This window comes from Candidatus Izimaplasma bacterium HR1 (assembly GCA_000755705.1).
Classification (GTDB): Bacteria; Bacillota_I; Bacilli_A; order Izemoplasmatales; family Izemoplasmataceae; genus Xianfuyuplasma.
Genome location: CP009415.1, coordinates 464,965 through 482,909, shown reverse-complemented (window position 1 = coordinate 482,909; position 17,945 = coordinate 464,965). Strand labels below are relative to the sequence as shown.

Below are 17,945 nucleotides of genomic sequence, written 5' to 3'. Positions count from 1 at the left end.
TTAAGTCATAGATGTTATATATAATATATGTATATATATGTTATAAATTTGCGTGAATAGATATGAAAGCACATACATAAGACTAAATAAACCGGTCAATAAAGAAATTAAAAATAGTTTTTTAAATAATTCTGTTGACATACTGTCTTTAGAGGAGTAAAATTTTCCCTAGAGTGAGTATTAAGAAAGAAGGGTTTATTGTGGACGAAAACAAAAGAAAACATATTTTGTTTACAGCTATGAAGTTGTTTAACGAATTTGGATTCCATGCCACCCCAACATCAAAGATTGCTAAAAAGGCTAAAGTTAGTGTAGGAACACTATTTAATTATTTTCCAACAAAAGAAGATCTGATTCATGCTATATATGGAGATATCAAATATCATTCAAAATCTGTATTTATTAATCAAATTAGAGACTGTCAAACATCGCATGACACAATGAGAAATATGTGGGCAGCAGTTATTACATGGGGTATTGAAAATCCCGAAGAGTTTAATTATATGGAGTTGTTCTTGCATTCTCCATTCAAGAAAATGTATTTAGATGAGAAAAAAATGGAGACTTTTACAAAATTTAGAATCTCTATTCTTCAATCGATATCACCTAAAACTATCTGTGTGCAATATCCCGAATACTCAACAGTGTTCATCGATAATGCACTACATGCAACTATTAATTTCCTTTTAGAAAATGAGATTAATGATAAAGGACACTTTATTAATTCATCTTTTGAACTATTATGGAATGGGTTCTCACAAAAATAAAAGAGCAAATTGCTCTTTTTTTTGTTTTTTACTTGCTAATATTATTGTATAAAGCAAGGAGGTTTTTATGAAACAATTCATATATCCGTATATTTTTCTAGAAAACAGTCTAGAAGCTGCAAAATACTACAAGAAAATATTTAATGGCGAAATTACATATATTATGTATGGAAAAGACACACCAGATTGTCCTAAAGAAAGACATGAAGAAGTAATGCATCTGCAATTACAGTTTAATAACAATCAAATCTTTATGGCTGATGAAAAAGGTGAACCTAATAATCTAATTCAAATTCATTTAGATTATCAAGACAAAGAGGAATTAATCACTGTATTTAATCGTTTTAGAGAAAAGAGTGTAATTGTACAAGAACTTAGCGAAACACACTGGGGAGCTTATTTTGGTGTCATTAAGGACAAATACGGTATCACTTGGCAATTTCATTACATGTTTCATCAAGAATAGATACTAAATAGTGTATATAACATAAAAAAACGTAGACAAAAGTCTACGTTTTTATTTTATAAAAGTATGAATAAAGTAATTAGAGCCGGAATTAAAACAAAGAATGCAGCGACAAAGAACATGTAGTAGAAATACCCAGGAATTTGATTATCTTGAATATTTTTCATATATGAATAGTAATCTGTCTTCGGACGTTTACCTACAAACATTAATGCAAAAGATTTTAACCCGTAAATCACAGGTGAGAATATATTATGATTATACACAAATAAAACCCAACCCATGAAAAATTCTAATGCAAATACCAACCATAACCCATCACTAACAGTCATTAGAGTCCATGAACCTTGCCATAACATCGACAAGATGAATAAGATGATAGTTAATACTGTCATACCCAAAACAATACGAGTAAATCTAATTTGCTTCATCTTCTTCTCTTTTAATAATGTTTCGATTGTTCTTTGGTTGATTTCTTCTTGTGTTAATTCAACTTCTTCAAATTTATCATCAATAATAGATGATTCAACTGCGTTGATATCATTTACAAACTTAAACTTTTTATCTTCAGGCACTTATATCACTCCTTAACGTTTGACAAACGTTTAATCTCTTGACATGCAAAGTAAACATATTTATTAGGAAATCTTTTAGTTGGACAAATACAATAAATTGATTGAATATCATCCAGATAACCTATTGTAAGATTAATTAATCTTTGCTTACCTGATCTATAAAGTACAGCAGATTCAATATCTGCTTTTACTTCATCGTCTAATTGATTATACTTTTTAAACTGTAAAGTGATCTGTTTATTAGTTTTTTGAAACTCTTTATTCGTTATATATACAGCTTGCATTGCTTTATCAATTTCTTCATTATAAAAATCAAAAGATTCATTTTTTGCAATATTGACAAAGACTAACGTTTTATCTGAATTCGCGAGACCCTCTATCTTGTTGTGGTACTTATAAAGTAACATATGTGTTGGGTAATCTTGGGCAACGATAAATCCATCGTTTTTTATTTGTTTAATCCACGATGTTGTGAATAGTTTTTTTGTTGTTTTTCTTGGTTCTTGCTCTTCCAAAGTAAGTAATGCATATTCAGCATACATACTATATAGGCTAATTTTTGGAGATATTATCATAATTTTAATAAAATCAATCAGTAGCAATGGAAAGAAAATCGTTGCTAATGTTTGAATATCTACAATACTAAAGCCATAAAAAATTAATAACCCAGATATAATGACTGTTGTAGGAACAATTAGAAGAAAGAGATATGTATTTCTCTTTCTTCTATATTTTTTGTAATTGTCCTCTTTTAGTCGGCTAATTCCCATGTACCATAAAGTGTGATTCTTTGAGTTCTTTCAAAGAGATCACCATTCTCATAGAAAGTACCGGTACCATCAGACTTAGTGTTCCATCCTAAGAATGTGTACCCATCTGTATCTTCAAATTGTTCGAAGTCGATAGTATTACCATATCCTATCAAGACTGGAAATAGACCTTCTGGTCCTTGATCATCAACTGGGAAGTTAATTTTGAAAGTAACACGTACTTTTACTGCTTCCCAATGAGCATATAATGTTATATCTTCATACATATTATCAGGTAGTACTTGCCAACCAGCATCCCCAGGAATTGTTGAAGATTCATCTACCCAAGGGTAAAGGTACCAAGCAACAAAACTGAAACCAGGTTTTAAAGCAACTGGTAAAACTCCAGTATCTCCTGAATAAAACTCAGTCATATAATCTACACCAGAAATTTCTCCACCATATGTTTCGTAAGTTATTTGATGTAACCACGGAGTCCAACCAGCGTATAACACTATTGATTCATCACCTATTTTATCAACAGCAAAGTCCCAAGGTTGTGTTAATGCATAGTCTCTATACCAACCTTCGAATGTAAATCCTGTACGAATAGGAGTTGCAGGTTCATCTACAAAAGTATTAGCTTCTAAATTACGTAATCTTTCGAAAGAATCACCAGTATTATTTGCAGTAAAGAATACTACAGTTAATTCGTTTACTTCATCATTTCCATTACAAGCAGATAGCGTAAATAAACTAAATGCAAGTATTAAAGTTAATATTATTTTTTTCATTTTGAATCACCTTTTTTAACAGCTTTCTTTCCACTATTATCATCATATGCTTTTTTAGCTTCAGCAAATTCTTTATCGTTTGCATAGATAAAATGGTCTGGTCCGATTTCTCTTAGGCTTGGTTTATCCATTCTATAATCATGCGCTCTTGGATTATATCCAATTCTAGTTCTGTTTTTCTCATAATCAGGATCCGGTTGAGGAACTGATGATAATAAACTCTTAGTATATGCATGCATAGGATTGTTGAATAACTCTTCAGCTTCAGCTAATTCTACGATTTTACCATTGTACATTACAGCGATACGATCACAGAAGAATCTAACTACTGATAAATCATGTGCGATAAATAAGATTGTTAATCCAAGTTTTTCCTTTAAATCAGATAACAAGTTAATAACTTGGGCTCTAATTGAAACATCAAGAGATGAAATAGGTTCATCAGCAATGATGAAGTCAGGATTCATGATTAAGGCACGTGCTACACCGATTCTTTGACGTTGTCCACCACTAAATTCATGAGGATAACGAGCAGCATATTCTTTTGAAAGACCTACTATTTCTAAAGTTTCTTGAACAGTTGCTTTAATTTGCGCTTTAGTAAATCCACCTTGGATTGTTAAACCTTCACCAATAATTTCAAGTACTGTCATACGCGGATTTAAAGAAGAGATTGGATCTTGGAAAATCATTTGCATTTTACGAGAGTATTCAAGAGCATCTTTTGATTTGTTAATTTGACGTAACTCAGCAATGATTGCTTTTTTCTCGTTAACAGCTTGATCTCTCCAAGCTTTGATTTCTTCAATTGCAACTTTTACTTCAGCTTCATTAATACCAGTTTCTTTGTTACTTGGTAAAACTGAAATTTCTTGTTTAGCTTTTGCTTGTAATTCACTGATTTGTTTTCTCATCTCAGTAATTTTAATCTTGTTATCAGTTTTCACTTTGTTTACAGCAGCTCTAACAGCAACCTTATCAGGTTTCACAATAGCAGCTTTAGCTTTTTTGTAATTTTCTTTTGCAATAAGTACTTTCTTGTGTCTTGCTTCTTTTATTACAGCTATACGAGCTTTTGCATCCTCTTTAGCAATAATATTTTTATCTCCCTTTTCAATTAGGGGAGCATATTTGCTAGATAAATCAGCAAACAATTTTTCATAGTTTGCATTTAATTCACTAATACGTGCTTCAATTACATCTTCATTTAAAGCAGCAGACTCTTTTAAACCATCAGTTTTACGATTTTTACCGATTTTTAGTCCTGCTAATTCTCTATCATAATCTGCTTGAGCACTGTTAATAGATAAATTATGAACTTTACTTGCTTCCAAGTTATAATCATATTTGATTGTTTCGATATTAAATTCATAATCATTTTTTACTTGATAGACCTGTTCCTTATTAGCTTCAATTGGACGATTAGCAATTTTTAATTGTCCTTTTTCACCCAAGTTAATATTTCTAATGTCTAATTTTAAGAATCCAATCGTTTGATTAGCTTTGTTGTTAATTAATGATGCTTGATATTTTTGGTTATCGAACTTTAAGATTTTTTCAGCAGCTTCTTCTTTGATGCGTTTGATTTCTCTTATATGTTCTTTATATCCTGCACCAATCATTTCACCATTTAATGATACTACTCCCTCAGTTGGGTTATAAAGTTTAATAATAGTTCTACCAGTTGTAGTCTTACCACATCCTGATTCACCTACTAAACCAAACACTTCACGTTTATAAACGTCAAATGTTAAACCATCAACCGCTGGGATTACCAATTTGTTTCTACCTACACCATGATAGAAATGCTTTTTAAGATTTTCAACTTCTAGAACTTTGTGACTATAATCTACGCGATTATTTTCCATAACTCATTTTCCCTCTCATTTCTTTAAGTCTGTTAACAGCATCAGGTAACTTAACTTTAGGTGCATCTGGATGTAATAACCAAGTTGCAGCATAGTGAGTATCAGATACTTTGAAATAAGGTGGTTGTTCTTCGAAATCAATTTCTAAAGCATATTTATTTCTAGGTGCAAATGCATCTCCCTTAGGTGGGTAGATCATGTTAGGTGGTGTACCTGAAATTGCATCTAAATGTTTTGATGTTGCTAAGTTAGGCATTGATGATAATAACGCCCAAGTATATGGATGTTTTGGATCATAGAAGATTTCTTCTGCTGTTCCATATTCCACTATTTTACCAGAATACATTACAGCAATTCTGTCTGCAACGTTTGCTACTACACCTAAATCATGTGTAATAAATATAACTGATAAATCTCTTTTAACTTTTAAATCATTAATTAATTCAAGAATTTGACCTTGGATTGTTACATCTAAAGCAGTTGTAGGCTCATCACAGATTAAGATCTCTGCATTGTTAGCTAAAGCGATAGAGATAACGATTCTTTGTCTCATTCCTCCTGAGAATTGGAATGGGTATTGCTTGTAGCGTTTTTCAGCTTCAGGAATACCAACTTGTTGCATTAATTCAACGGCTCTTTTTTTAGCCATTCTTTCAGGCATATCTAATTTGAATTTCAATGCTTCAGAGATTTGTTGCCCTACAGTTTGAATAGGGTTTAACGAACTCATTGGATCCTGGAAGATCATTGAGATTTTTGAACCTCTTATTTCATGCATTTCTTCTTCATGAACTTGTAATAAATCACGACCGTTATAATGAATTTCTCCACTTTCATAAATACTGTTTCCGGCTAAGATACCAAGGATTGATCTTGATGTAACACTTTTACCTGAACCAGATTCACCAACGATTGCTAATGTTTCACCTTTGATTAAATCGAAAGATACTCCGCGAATCGCATGTAAAATCCCATATTGTGTTTTAAATGAGATCGCTAAGTCTTTAACTTCTAATATTTTTTCTGCCATTATTCAACACCCCTTAGTTGAGGATTAAATGCATCTCTTAGACCATTACCAAATAGGTTAAATGTAATCATAAGAACTGCGATATAGATTGAAGGATAAATTAATAAATGCGGATGAATTTGCATAACTTGTTGCCCTTGCTCGATAAGCATACCAACACTAGTTGCATCTGAATAATTAATAATTCCTAAGAATGAGAATGATGCTTCAGTAAATACGAAGATTGGAATAGACAATGCTAAACCAGTAACGATTAATCCTAAAGTATTAGGGAAGATATGTTTAAACATAATTCTTCCATCGCTTGCACCTAAAGTTCTTGCAGCGAATACATATTCTCTATTTTTGAAACGGTAGAATTGCATACGTCCTGTCCTATACATACCAATCCAACCGGTGGCGGTAAAGGCAAAGACAATAACCCACAACTCCGTACCATAACGTAACGTTAACAGTGTTAATACTGATAAGAATGGAATTGAAGACACTATTTCTACTAAACGGTCCATAGCTAAATCTAAAGCTCCTCCATAATAACCAGCAATTGCACCAACAGTGATACCAACTGTAGAGTTAATAACCACTACTGCTAATGCCATTAGTAACGAAATTCTTGCACCTAACCAAATTTCAGTAAATAAATCTTTACCTGCGTTTGTTGTTCCAAGCCAGAAAAACGTATCTTCAGGTTCAGTATCTAATGATAACATAAACTGATTAACACGAACTTCATATTGATAGAACGGTTCAGATGGGTTCTCTGGATTAGGTGTTTCAATAATTCGTAATATATCGATAATATAGTTTTTCTTTACATACTCATTGAAATTATCTTGAGTTAATGTTCTACGCACAGAACCTAGCGCATCTTCATTTCCTCCAGAATTTTCATTCTCAGCTAAAACACCGAAATAATTCTCAGGCATGTATGAACTAATATAGTTTTTATACTTATAATAATCAACTTTTACTTCCAGAGAATCTACACCATCATAATCTGGATGGTTAGGATCATCTATCAGTTCTTGTGGTAATCCTTCTAAAATGACACCTTCACCAAGTTCAGTCTCATTTAAATATAGTAAGAATTGTGTACCACGAGTAATTGTTTTGGTACCATCAAAAAGACCGAATTTCTCTAAAATAGGAATTTTTGGTGTCAAATTGTTTAAACGTGCAGCTTCAATTGAGTGGGTTTCTGGTAAATCATAACTTTTCATATATGGACCAAAGAATACAAAGAATAGTACAACACATAAGATATAGAATGCTACTAAAGAAGCTTTGTTCTTTTTGAAACGATTCCATGAATCTTTGTAATAACCAATTTCTTTTGTCTCTAAGGCGATATCTGAAATCATATCATCTTTGTTATGAACTAATACTAATTTTGATTTGTCGATATCCATCATGATAATCTCCCACTTCCTACACGAACTCTAGGGTCAAATAGTGTATACGATAAGTCCCCAATAATCGCTGAAACCAGCGTTAAGAACTGTCCGAATGTGTTAATTAACATTAACAGTGCGTAGTCACGACCATTAAATGCTTGTAAATAGAGACGTCCTGTCCCATCTACACGGAAAATACGTTCGGTTATGATACCACCACTCATGATACCAATAACACCGATAAAGATTGCTGGTAAGAATGGCACCAGCGCATTTTTAAGCGCGTGTCTAAACACGGCTTGTCTTCTTGTAAGTCCTTTAGAAATTGCAAGTAACATATAATCTTGAGTTAATTGTTCTGTTAACTCAGCACGTACAGATCTTGCAAATCCTGGTATTGCTGAAATAGTTAATACTACTACAGGTAAAATGTATGTTGAGAGTCCATACCAAGTACCTAATTCTGCGAATTCCGAGGTCGTCGCAATCTTATAATCTGGCGCCCATCCCAATTTAAAATAGAATAAGTACTGGGAAAGTACGGCGACAACAAAATAGGGAACGGATATAAATACCATTATCCCAATGGATATTATTGTATCCGTAAGTTGATTTTTCTTAAGCGCGGCAATAACCCCTATAACAATGGCAAAGGGGATACTTAAGAAATACGGAACAATATTGATTCTAATAGACGCAGGTATTTTTGAGAAATACGCTGAAGACACGTCACGTTTCAGTAATACTGAAAATCCAAATGAACCATCTTCAAAAATATTTCTTACCCAAAGTCCAAATTGAACAATGATAGGTTTATCCCATCCTTCTCTCGCTTTGTAAATTTCATACCAATCATCACCTGATAATGGAGCAGGTATATGATTATCTGGAATCAGTTTAATGAATACAAAAAACAGAAAAACTGTAATAATGAATGTAATTATCATTAATCCGACTCTCTTCATCAAGTATCTAAACAATTGAAATCACTCCTCCGAGTCTTTAAAAACTCTAAATTTTACTTAAAACTAAATATATTTATAGTATGCCACAGTAATATAATTTTAACAAAAAAAAAACTGCATTTCAAATAAAAAAAAATAAATCATTTATAATAGTTACATATAATGTAATGGATAAAGAAAAGGGAAATCTTTTTGCGGATTTCCCTTTTACAATTTTATCTAGTAATCGTCAAAATTTAAACGACTTATTACATGAAATCAGGGTCTGTATCTAAATATCTATATCTGTTAGCACCCCAAGCAAATGCACTTGAGTAAGCAGGCCATTCAATTACTACGTTTTCAGCATAAATTGTAGCTGATGAACGTGTAACTGTAGGAATCATAGGTACATGTTCGAAGAATAATGCTTCGAATGCTGCAACTAAGTTCCAAGTATCATTAGTAGCACCTGTAAATGGTTCAGCAGCTGATCCATCATAAGGAGTATCATTGAATACTTGTAATAAAGCTACATCTTCCATAGGTCCAACATAGATTCCAGCAGCTTTACCAGTTTCAGCATCTGCTTTTAACCAATTGTACATATCTTCATGTCCAGCTAATTCTTCTTCTTGAATGTAATCTAATCCTAATTCTTCTAAGTAGTTCCAAGTATTAGTTAAGTCAATAGTAACTTCTTGAGTAGCATAAGCTGCAACTCCATCATCAGTTGACATATCCCAAGGTTGAGATAATCCTAATCCTCCACCACCGATATAATCACCGAAGAATGCGATTGCTTGATATTGCCACCATACACCAGTTGAATTACCAAATCCAATTGAGTTAAGTGACATGTCAAAGTCCCATGCAGCGATTTGAGCTCTATTAGCTGTAGGATCTTTAGAATCAATAACGATATCTAATTTATCTACTTCACCAGTAGTATTGAATAATGTTTCAAAATGTTCTTCAATATAATCTACTAATGCAACTGAGAAAGGATCGTTATCTGTGATTAATCCAACAACAACAGGACCAGTATTACCATCAGCTACCCATGCAGCGTATGCAGCATCAAATAATTGAACCGCGCGAGCTGGGATATATCCTTCAGTAGCAGGATCGATGTCTAAATCTTCTAATAACTGTAAATGTTGAGGAGATTCAGAATAATATAATGCATCTTGATTATAAGATTTAGTGTCTAGCGGTACTGGTAATAAAGAAGCAGTATTTGGAGCGTAAACACTTGTTGCATAATATTTTCTATCGAATCCGTATAATAAAGCTTGTCTAAATCTTACGTCGAATAAGATATCATCTTGTACATTTCCGCCTTCAGTAACCTTAGTAGGTCCTAAGTTGACGATTAAGTATTGTGGATATCCATCCCAAGATTTATATACGTTTGGTGATTCAGCATATTGTGCATAATAATCTTTTGATAATCCTGCAACGCTTAAGTCACCAGCAGCAAACAATGCCATTCTTTGATCGATATCATCAACGATTTGAACAACTTGACATTTGTAGTTAATTGTTCCTTTAAGAACGTAGTCATAGTTTTTGTTAAATACTAATTTTTGGTTTTCATCCCAAGTTTTTAGGATATAAGGTCCATAAGAAACATAAGGATGAGCTGGAGTACCATATTCAGAGTTAGTTTTATCAGTAGTTAAAGATGCTTCAAAAGCAGCTTTTTGTACTAAAGGCATAGCTCCGAATCCAACAGCTTCAGATTGTGAGATAGCTTCGAAAGTAGTTAATGTAAATGTATAATCATCTACAACTTCGAACCCAACTTCTGACCAAGCAACTTCACCTAAATAATATTCGTATGCGTTAACAATTGGAACACCATTTTGGTTTAATTCAGTTTTATAGTATAAGTTAGCACGATAGTTATTTAATAAGTGATCTAAGAACATTTTTAGAGTAAATTCATAATCATAAGCAGTAATTCCTGTACCATCTTCATATACTAAATCTTCACGGATTTTGAAAGTCCATTCAGTATCTTTGAAAGTTGATGCAGCATCACGGTCATAGTTACCATTTTCGTCTAAATGCTCGTCATCATCTGAATCGATAGGATAATTAGTAGCACCTTCTAAGATCCATTTAAAATCTAAAGATTCAATTGAGAATTCTTTAGCTTCAATTTTAGAGAAATCTCCAGCGAAGTCAGCAACGCCTTCTTCAATAGCTTTATCCCAATCAACTTCAGTAACATATAGATCTGTAGTTAACATGTTAATAAATGTATCTTCATGAGACCATTCATAAACTAATGGGTTTAAGATTAATCTTGAACTTGAATCTAAACTTGTAGTATAAGTTACTTCAGGTCCATAAGTGATTTCCTTAGAATTAACAGGTTCCCAGTAAGCAAATAAAGTAGTTTCTTCTGCTACTGTAGTAGCAAAATCAAATGCTTCAGTTTCTAACCAAGATAAACCTTTTTTAGTTAAGAACCAACCAGCAAATTCATATCCAGTACGTGTAGGAGCAGTAGGAGCAGTACCTAAACCGCCAACTTCACCTAATAATTGTGCTTCAATAGTTGCATCAGTTCTTGTATCAAAATGTAATACTACTTCTAATACCCATTTAGCGTATAACGTTGTATCAGCGTTAACAGGGTCTTCGAAATTATAAGCAGTAGTTCCGGCAGCTTCTGTATACCACCCAACAAATGTGTAAACTTCACCTGTAACAGTTTTAGTTGGTGCAGTTGGAGCAGCGATAGTTAATCCCTCTTCAACAACAACAGCTTCAATTGCGTTTCCACCAGTAGAGTCAAATGTAACAGTGTACTCTGTAGCTTTACATGCAGATAAAGTCAGAACAGCAAGTAATACCATACTTGCGGCAATAAGTTTTTTAATCATGAAAAATAACCTCCTTCTATTTAATTATTAATATTTTATCACATAAACGGCAAAAAAAAAAACAAATTCCCAATAATATTGCACTTTTTTTGTATGGAAACGCTTTTTTAGTTAAGATATGCAACATCTTGACCCTGTTTTTTATAGCGAAATTGTACACTACAGGCTAAGAACGTCTATAATTCAACATAATTGACTAATAAATATAATAATTCTTAATATTAAAAAAATAAAAAAAGTCATCAAAATTTGATGACTTTTCCACAATATTGATTTTGCTGATTCCATTTCCTATATATATATACTAACTAAGTATGGAACTAAAAAATACACAATGACTATAACTCCAAGGATGATTCTGTACCATCCAAAGACTTTAAAGTCATGTTTCTTAATATATCCCAGTAAGAATTTAATAGTTATTATTGAAATTATAAATGCCGTTACCATTCCTGTTATAAGGATAATAAGCTCTGAGCCTGTAAAATTAAAACCAAAATCTAGTATTTTGATAAAACTAGCGCCAAACATAACAGGTATTGACAAGAAGAAGGAAAACTCCGCAGCAATAAATCTTGATGTACCTAAGATAACTGCTCCTAAGATTGTTGCTCCTGATCTAGAAGTACCTGGGATTAATGCTAATACCTGAAACATACCAATTAGAAAAGCTGTTTTATAAGATAAATCGTTAAAACTTGTAATAGTTGCTTTTTTCCCTTTATTCTTATTTTCAATAACAATAAATAGAACTCCATAAACCACCAACATAATAGCCACTGTAATATAATTGTATAAAGTATTATATAGCCACTCATCTAACAGCAGTCCTATAATCGCAGCTGGGATCACACCAATTAGTACCTTAAACCATATTTGCCATATATCATTTCTTTCTTCTTTTGTCTTTTTAAATGCCAAAGGATTCAGCTTATTAAAGAACAATACTACTACTGCAAGAATTGCTCCTAATTGAATAACCACTAAAAACATTTCCATAAATTCAGGGCTAACGTCAAGTTTAATCCATTCATCAACTAGTATCATGTGTCCTGTACTACTAATTGGTAACCATTCAGTTATACCTTCAACGATCCCAATTATAATTGTCTTTATTATCTCAATAAATTTCATCATCACACCTCAAAATATTTTGCTTACTACATTATACTACAATAGTTATTATATTCCAATATATTAAAAAAGCAGAATCAATGGATTCTGCTTAAATAATTCTATGTAATCTCAAAGCTCTAATCATATCGAAGTAAATTTGTCCAATCCAATCATTTTTAACTTTCTCAAATTCATCTTTATATTGATACCATTCCCAGTTCGGTTTAACACCAAGATCATTAATTTTCTTAATTACTCCTGTCAAGTTTTCCCCCAATTGTTCAAGATGAGTATTAGTAAAATGAGGTTCAATTATGTAGATTTTATATGGCTCTAAACTGTATTCATCCCAATTTCCAAGCCCTGCGTCTAGTTCCTTGTTAACTAATAGATGAATTCGATCATGAATCAAATTCCTCACATCATCATCAACTTTTTTATAGAATCTCATAACACTCATTAATGAATGCATTTTTGCATCTAAAAACCTATCTGACATAACGTAATCGACAACTTTATTGATTAATGATGAGTAGTTCAATTTAGTAATAAATTGCCTATTTTCATATAAGAAGCCAATTACTTCAGGATCAGGATTTCCAAAGGGAAAATTCTTTTCTAAATCAATAAAGTTCCACCAGACTGCATGTGGATAATTATCCACATTATCGTCCACCATAAAGAATCTTTCCTTATCTATATCGTAATTGTTTTCTATGTACTGAACAATGTCTTTTATCATATCCACTTTCAAATCTCGGTTCTTAACAAAAGCAAGAGATTTTATGGCAATATTTGTAGCTAATATACTACTATTTGGCATCTGTACATCAGGTTCTAAACCATTACCAAATCCACCATCAGAATTTTGGAATTCCTTAAGTTCTTCTAGTATCTTCGAATCAACATTCTCGAATAAAGACATTATCAAGTAATACTCCAACATACGTGATTTTTCTTTTACTAAGGGTAATACCTTATCATATATAAATTTCTTACTAATCATAATATCACTTCCTTTGTATATATATTATATAACTAAATCTATCAAAAATACAAAAAAAGCTCCAATAAGGAGCTTTGTAATTAAATCATTTCTCTTATGTCTTGTTCAACAGTTGAGATAGTTGACAAGTTAAATGTATCAATTAAGAAATTAGCAACGTTCTCACTAAGGAAAGCGGGTAAAGTTGGACCTAGCTTAATATTTTTAACCCCTAAGTTTAGCAACGCTAATAATACAATAACTGCTTTTTGCTCATACCATGCTATGTTATATGCAATAGGTAAGTCATTGATATCACATTTAAATACATCCGCTAGTGTTAATGCAATAACCGCTAAGCTATATGAATCATTACATTGTCCAGCATCTAAAACTCTAGGTATACCATTAATATCTCCCAAATTTAATTTGTTGTATTTAAATTTTGCGCAACCAGCTGTTAAGATTATTGTGTCTTTTGGTAGTTCTCTAGCAAATTCTGTATAATATGATCTTTTTGGACTACGACCATCGCATCCTGCCATAACAACAAACTTTTTAATTGAACCATTTTTGATGTTCTCTATAACTGTATCTGCAAGTTCAAGTACTTGATTATGACCAAATCCACCTACTATTGTCCCTGATTCTATTTCAATAGGAGCTTTTGAACTCTTTGCAAGTTCAATAATCTCACTGAAATCCTTTTTACCATTTGATTCTACAATAAATTTGAAATCAGGGTGTCCTGTGTTCCCAGTTGTAAATACTTTATTCTTATAAATAGTATCTCCTTTTGGTGGCACAATACAGTTAGTAGTAAATAGTATTGGTCCATTAAATGACGTGAACTCAGATTTTTGGTTATACCATGCACTACCATAATTACCATAAAGATGACTATATTGTTGTAATTCTGGGTAATAATGCGCTGGAAGCATTTCACTGTGGGTATAGATGTCAATTCCAGCATCTTTTGATTGTTCTAATAATTCCTTGATATCATGTAAATCGTGGCCACTAATTAGGATACCAGGTCGTTTTCCAACCCCGATATTTACATGTGATATTTTTGGCACCCCGTATGTAGTAGTATTAGCTTTGTCCAATAAAGCCATACCAATAACACCATACTTCCCAGTCTCATCAACTAAGCCAATATAATCGGTAAGTGTTAATGAATTATCCTGTAATGCAATTAAAGCTTTTCTTGTAAAATTAAAAATCTCTAAATCTATATAACCCAATTTATGAGCATGGGAATGATATGCAGTAAGACCCATTAACCCAGTAATAATAATCTCTCTAATGCTTCTGATATCCTCATCTATAGTAGACATTACACCAACACTTCCTGCTTTTAATACAAACTCACTTGCAAGTTCACTTGCCCATGTTGTGATGTCAGTATCAAACATTGTATCTAAATCTCTTTTCAAACTTTCTCTTAAGGCAATTCCCTCTGAGATACTCGACTTAAATACATCATCATCAAAGTTCGCATTAGTAATAAGTTTGAATAACCCTTCCATAATAAATAAATCAGCTTGAAGTATTTCTTGTCCATTTCTCATTGCTTCATCTGCAACAACAGCTAATCCTTTAAGTACATATTTAAATGTGTCCATATAACTAGATAGTAGTGGTGTTTTACCACATACACCCATAACTTCACAAGCTGTATTTTTAGCAGCTTCTTGGCATTGATAACAAAACATTTTTCTTTCCATAATAACCTCCAGTAATTTTTGTTCCTGTGTAGTATATTAAATTGAAAATGAAAAAAATGTGATTTGCGTCACAAATGAAGAAAATGAGCAAATGATTAAAAGAATAAAATATCTACTCCTACTAAATCAGTAAAACGGAAAAGAAAAACCACTTTGAAATCCCACGAGAAAAAGTAAAAAAAACCGGAAAATTTTCCGGTTTTCTTAATATACATTATTCTGTTCTTAAAGCTATAACGGGATCTTTTCTAGCAGCTATACCACTAGGGATAAATCCAGCAATTAGAGTTAATACACTAGATAATGCAATTAATCCAACTGCATAATACGCAGGTAATGTAGCAAACCCTCCAACATCAATAAACTTAGAAATAACTAAGTTAAGTGGTCCTTGTAATAAGTAATAAATCGCTATTCCTAAACCACCACTTGTTAATCCAATTAACAATGTCTCTGCATTGAAGATTCTTGAGATATCTTTTTTTCTTGCTCCCAAACTTCTCATAATACCAATTTCTTTAGTTCTTTCAATTACACTAACGTATGTGATTATACCAATCATAATAGATGAAACAACTAAACTGATTCCAGCAAATGCTGTTAACACGATTGTAATAGTGTTGATCAAACTAGAGATTGTACTTGAGATAAGCTCTGAAAGATCGGTATAGATTACTGTCTCATCAGTTGCCAAACCATCATTATATGTATCTAGATATGCTTTAATTTCATCTTTACCTTCATAAGTAGTTGGGTAGATTTCAGCTCCTGTAGGAGTTGCATCCCCACCTAAGATTTGCATAACTGCATCATAAGTAACTTGTTCATTAAAAGGTTGTCCAATTAACACATTAGTATCTGGACTAGCAATTTGAGCTAATACAATTTCTGAAGTCATAGCATTTGATAACATATGATCGGTTAAATCAGGGGTATATCCAATTCCAGAACTTAGTATTTCACTAGTTGCATCTTCATTAACTCTCAATATCCCAGTTACTGTCAATGTTATTGCATCATCGCTAGTGTACATTGCCTCATAATCAGTGTCAGCTAAATAGATACCCATGATTTCTGTATAGTATAAATCATTAGTTACTACTTTGAACTCTTTACCAATAAAATCATCAAAAGTATATTCGTCATTAATATTAATACCTAAGGCAGCTAATGTCTCAACGTCTAGTTGATTTTCTTTATCAACAACTAAAATGATTTCATTATAGTTAGTAGGATACATTCCTTTTAATATATCATATTGTGATTCTACAAATTCTTGATTTGAAGGCATTTCATTAAATACACCACTACCACCGAAGAATGAGAAATCATTATCTAGTTCCACTAATTCATAAGCCCCACTATCACTTTCAGCAACAATGTTCAATGACATACTTCTTGTGTAAGAGATTGAACTATATAATGATGAATCCATTGCTTCTAAAAACTCAATATACTCCTCACTAATTACATTTCTATGAAGTGTCGTTTCTTGTAAGGAATCATACGGTGTAATTGTTTCCCCAGTTGGAAACTCAGTGTCACTGTCTTCAATATCAAATGGGGCGTTTCCTCCACCAGGTCCAAAATCAGCCTGGACATATTGAGTTATTGTGATTGGGAATCCTGAAAGAGTATCACCTTGAATTTCATTCACATAGTTCGTCATCCCTGTAGAAATACCAAGGACGAGAGCCACACCAATAATCCCAATACTACCAGCAATAGCAGTAATAAAAGTTCTTCCTTTTTTAGTTATTAAGTTTTTGAAACTTGTTTTTAAAGCTTGATAAAATGACATTGATGTTTTTGTATTACCCAATGTTTCAGTAATTTTTAACTCATCTTCTTTGATTCCATTTGTATCGGATAACACTTCACCATCTAATAATTGAATCAATCTATCACTATACTCATTAGCTATTTTACTATTATGAGTTACCATAATTACTAAAATATCTTTTGAAATTTCTTTAATCAACTTCATTATTTGAGCACTAGTTTTACTATCCAATGCTCCTGTTGGTTCATCAGCAAGTAATATTTTAGGTTCGTTTACTAATGCTCTGGCAATAGCAACCCTTTGCATTTGCCCACCTGACAATTGATTTGGTTTTTTATAGACTTGATCCCCAAGACCTACTTGTTCTAAAACTTTGATTGAACGTTCTTTTCTTTCTTTTGCACTAACACCCGAAAGACTTAAAGCCATCTCAATATTGTCAAGAACACTTAAATGAGATATTAAATTATAGTTTTGGAATACAAAACCAATGATTTGATTTCTATATGCATCCCAGTCTTTATCTTTATAACTCTTAGTTGATTTATTATCTATTAACAGATCACCATCAGTATATCTATCTAGCCCTCCGATGATGTTCAACATAGTTGTTTTCCCACAACCAGAAGGTCCTAGTATTGATACAAACTCACTTTTTCGAAACTTCAAGCTTACATTCTTCAAAGCCTCTACTGTTTGATCACCAACATAATAATTTTTGCTAATATTCTTTAGTTCTAACATCCTGTCACCCATTTTCTATTTTTTATTCACTATACATATAATATATTATTATCTATTATTATATGTGAATTTCTAATGAAATAATATTATAATACTGTACTGT

14 protein-coding genes are annotated in these 17,945 nt (G+C 32.2%); 2 read left to right on the top strand and 12 right to left on the bottom strand.

Annotation, left to right across the window (positions count from 1 at the left end; all coding sequences use genetic code 11):
- The first annotated feature begins 200 nt into the window (after positions 1–200).
- Together KQ51_RS09330 and KQ51_RS02460 are read left to right on the top strand one after the other, a co-directional pair.
- The gene (locus KQ51_RS09330; RefSeq protein WP_144242076.1) at positions 201–767 is read left to right on the top strand and encodes a TetR/AcrR family transcriptional regulator; all 567 of its coding nucleotides are present in this window, start codon (positions 201–203) and stop codon (positions 765–767) included.
- A gap of 67 nt (positions 768–834) precedes the next feature.
- A complete protein-coding gene (locus tag KQ51_RS02460; protein ID WP_038468491.1) occupies positions 835–1,233 on the top strand; it encodes a VOC family protein in 399 nt (132 codons plus the stop codon).
- 56 nt (positions 1,234–1,289) lie between these two features.
- Here KQ51_RS02460 and KQ51_RS02455 read toward each other — a convergent pair whose 3' ends face one another.
- The 12 genes from KQ51_RS02455 to KQ51_RS02400 form a co-directional block, all read right to left on the bottom strand.
- Positions 1,290–1,808: a hypothetical protein gene (locus KQ51_RS02455; protein WP_038468490.1), complete on the bottom strand. Its 519-nt coding sequence runs from the start codon at positions 1,806–1,808 to the stop codon at positions 1,290–1,292.
- 5 nt (positions 1,809–1,813) lie between these two features.
- Positions 1,814–2,578 carry a hypothetical protein gene (locus KQ51_RS02450; protein WP_144242075.1) on the bottom strand — a complete coding sequence of 255 codons (765 nt, stop codon included), beginning with the start codon at positions 2,576–2,578 and terminating at the stop codon, positions 1,814–1,816.
- On the bottom strand, positions 2,560–3,351 hold the full coding sequence (locus tag KQ51_RS02445) for an InlB B-repeat-containing protein (RefSeq protein ID WP_038468484.1): 792 nt from the start codon (positions 3,349–3,351) through the stop codon (positions 2,560–2,562). The genes KQ51_RS02450 and KQ51_RS02445 overlap by 19 nt, the downstream gene beginning before the upstream one ends.
- Complete coding sequence (locus KQ51_RS09325; protein ID WP_052609074.1) at positions 3,348–5,219, bottom strand: ATP-binding cassette domain-containing protein; 1,872 nt, start codon at positions 5,217–5,219, stop codon at positions 3,348–3,350. Before KQ51_RS09325 ends, KQ51_RS02445 begins: the two co-directional genes overlap by 4 nt.
- A complete protein-coding gene (locus KQ51_RS02435) occupies positions 5,209–6,249 on the bottom strand; it encodes an ABC transporter ATP-binding protein (protein WP_038468481.1) in 1,041 nt (346 codons plus the stop codon). The genes KQ51_RS09325 and KQ51_RS02435 overlap by 11 nt, the downstream gene beginning before the upstream one ends.
- A complete protein-coding gene (locus KQ51_RS09320; protein ID WP_052609072.1) occupies positions 6,249–7,661 on the bottom strand; it encodes an ABC transporter permease in 1,413 nt (470 codons plus the stop codon). Before KQ51_RS09320 ends, KQ51_RS02435 begins: the two co-directional genes overlap by 1 nt.
- Complete coding sequence (locus tag KQ51_RS02425; protein WP_144242074.1) at positions 7,658–8,623, bottom strand: ABC transporter permease; 966 nt, start codon at positions 8,621–8,623, stop codon at positions 7,658–7,660. Before KQ51_RS02425 ends, KQ51_RS09320 begins: the two co-directional genes overlap by 4 nt.
- Positions 8,624–8,856: 233 nt before the next feature.
- On the bottom strand, positions 8,857–11,484 hold the full coding sequence (locus KQ51_RS02420) for an ABC transporter substrate-binding protein (RefSeq protein WP_038468475.1): 2,628 nt from the start codon (positions 11,482–11,484) through the stop codon (positions 8,857–8,859).
- A gap of 291 nt (positions 11,485–11,775) precedes the next feature.
- Complete coding sequence (locus tag KQ51_RS02415; RefSeq protein WP_038468472.1) at positions 11,776–12,618, bottom strand: undecaprenyl-diphosphate phosphatase; 843 nt, start codon at positions 12,616–12,618, stop codon at positions 11,776–11,778.
- A 91-nt stretch (positions 12,619–12,709) separates the two neighbouring features.
- A complete protein-coding gene (locus KQ51_RS02410; protein ID WP_038468470.1) occupies positions 12,710–13,606 on the bottom strand; it encodes a hypothetical protein in 897 nt (298 codons plus the stop codon).
- Between the two features lie 80 nt (positions 13,607–13,686).
- Positions 13,687–15,315 (bottom strand): hydroxylamine reductase, encoded by a 1,629-nt coding sequence (hcp, locus tag KQ51_RS02405; protein WP_038468468.1) that lies wholly within the window; start codon positions 15,313–15,315, stop codon positions 13,687–13,689.
- Positions 15,316–15,529: 214 nt separating this feature from the next.
- Positions 15,530–17,842 (bottom strand): ABC transporter ATP-binding protein/permease, encoded by a 2,313-nt coding sequence (locus KQ51_RS02400; RefSeq protein ID WP_038468465.1) that lies wholly within the window; start codon positions 17,840–17,842, stop codon positions 15,530–15,532.
- Positions 17,843–17,945: the final 103 nt, after the last annotated feature.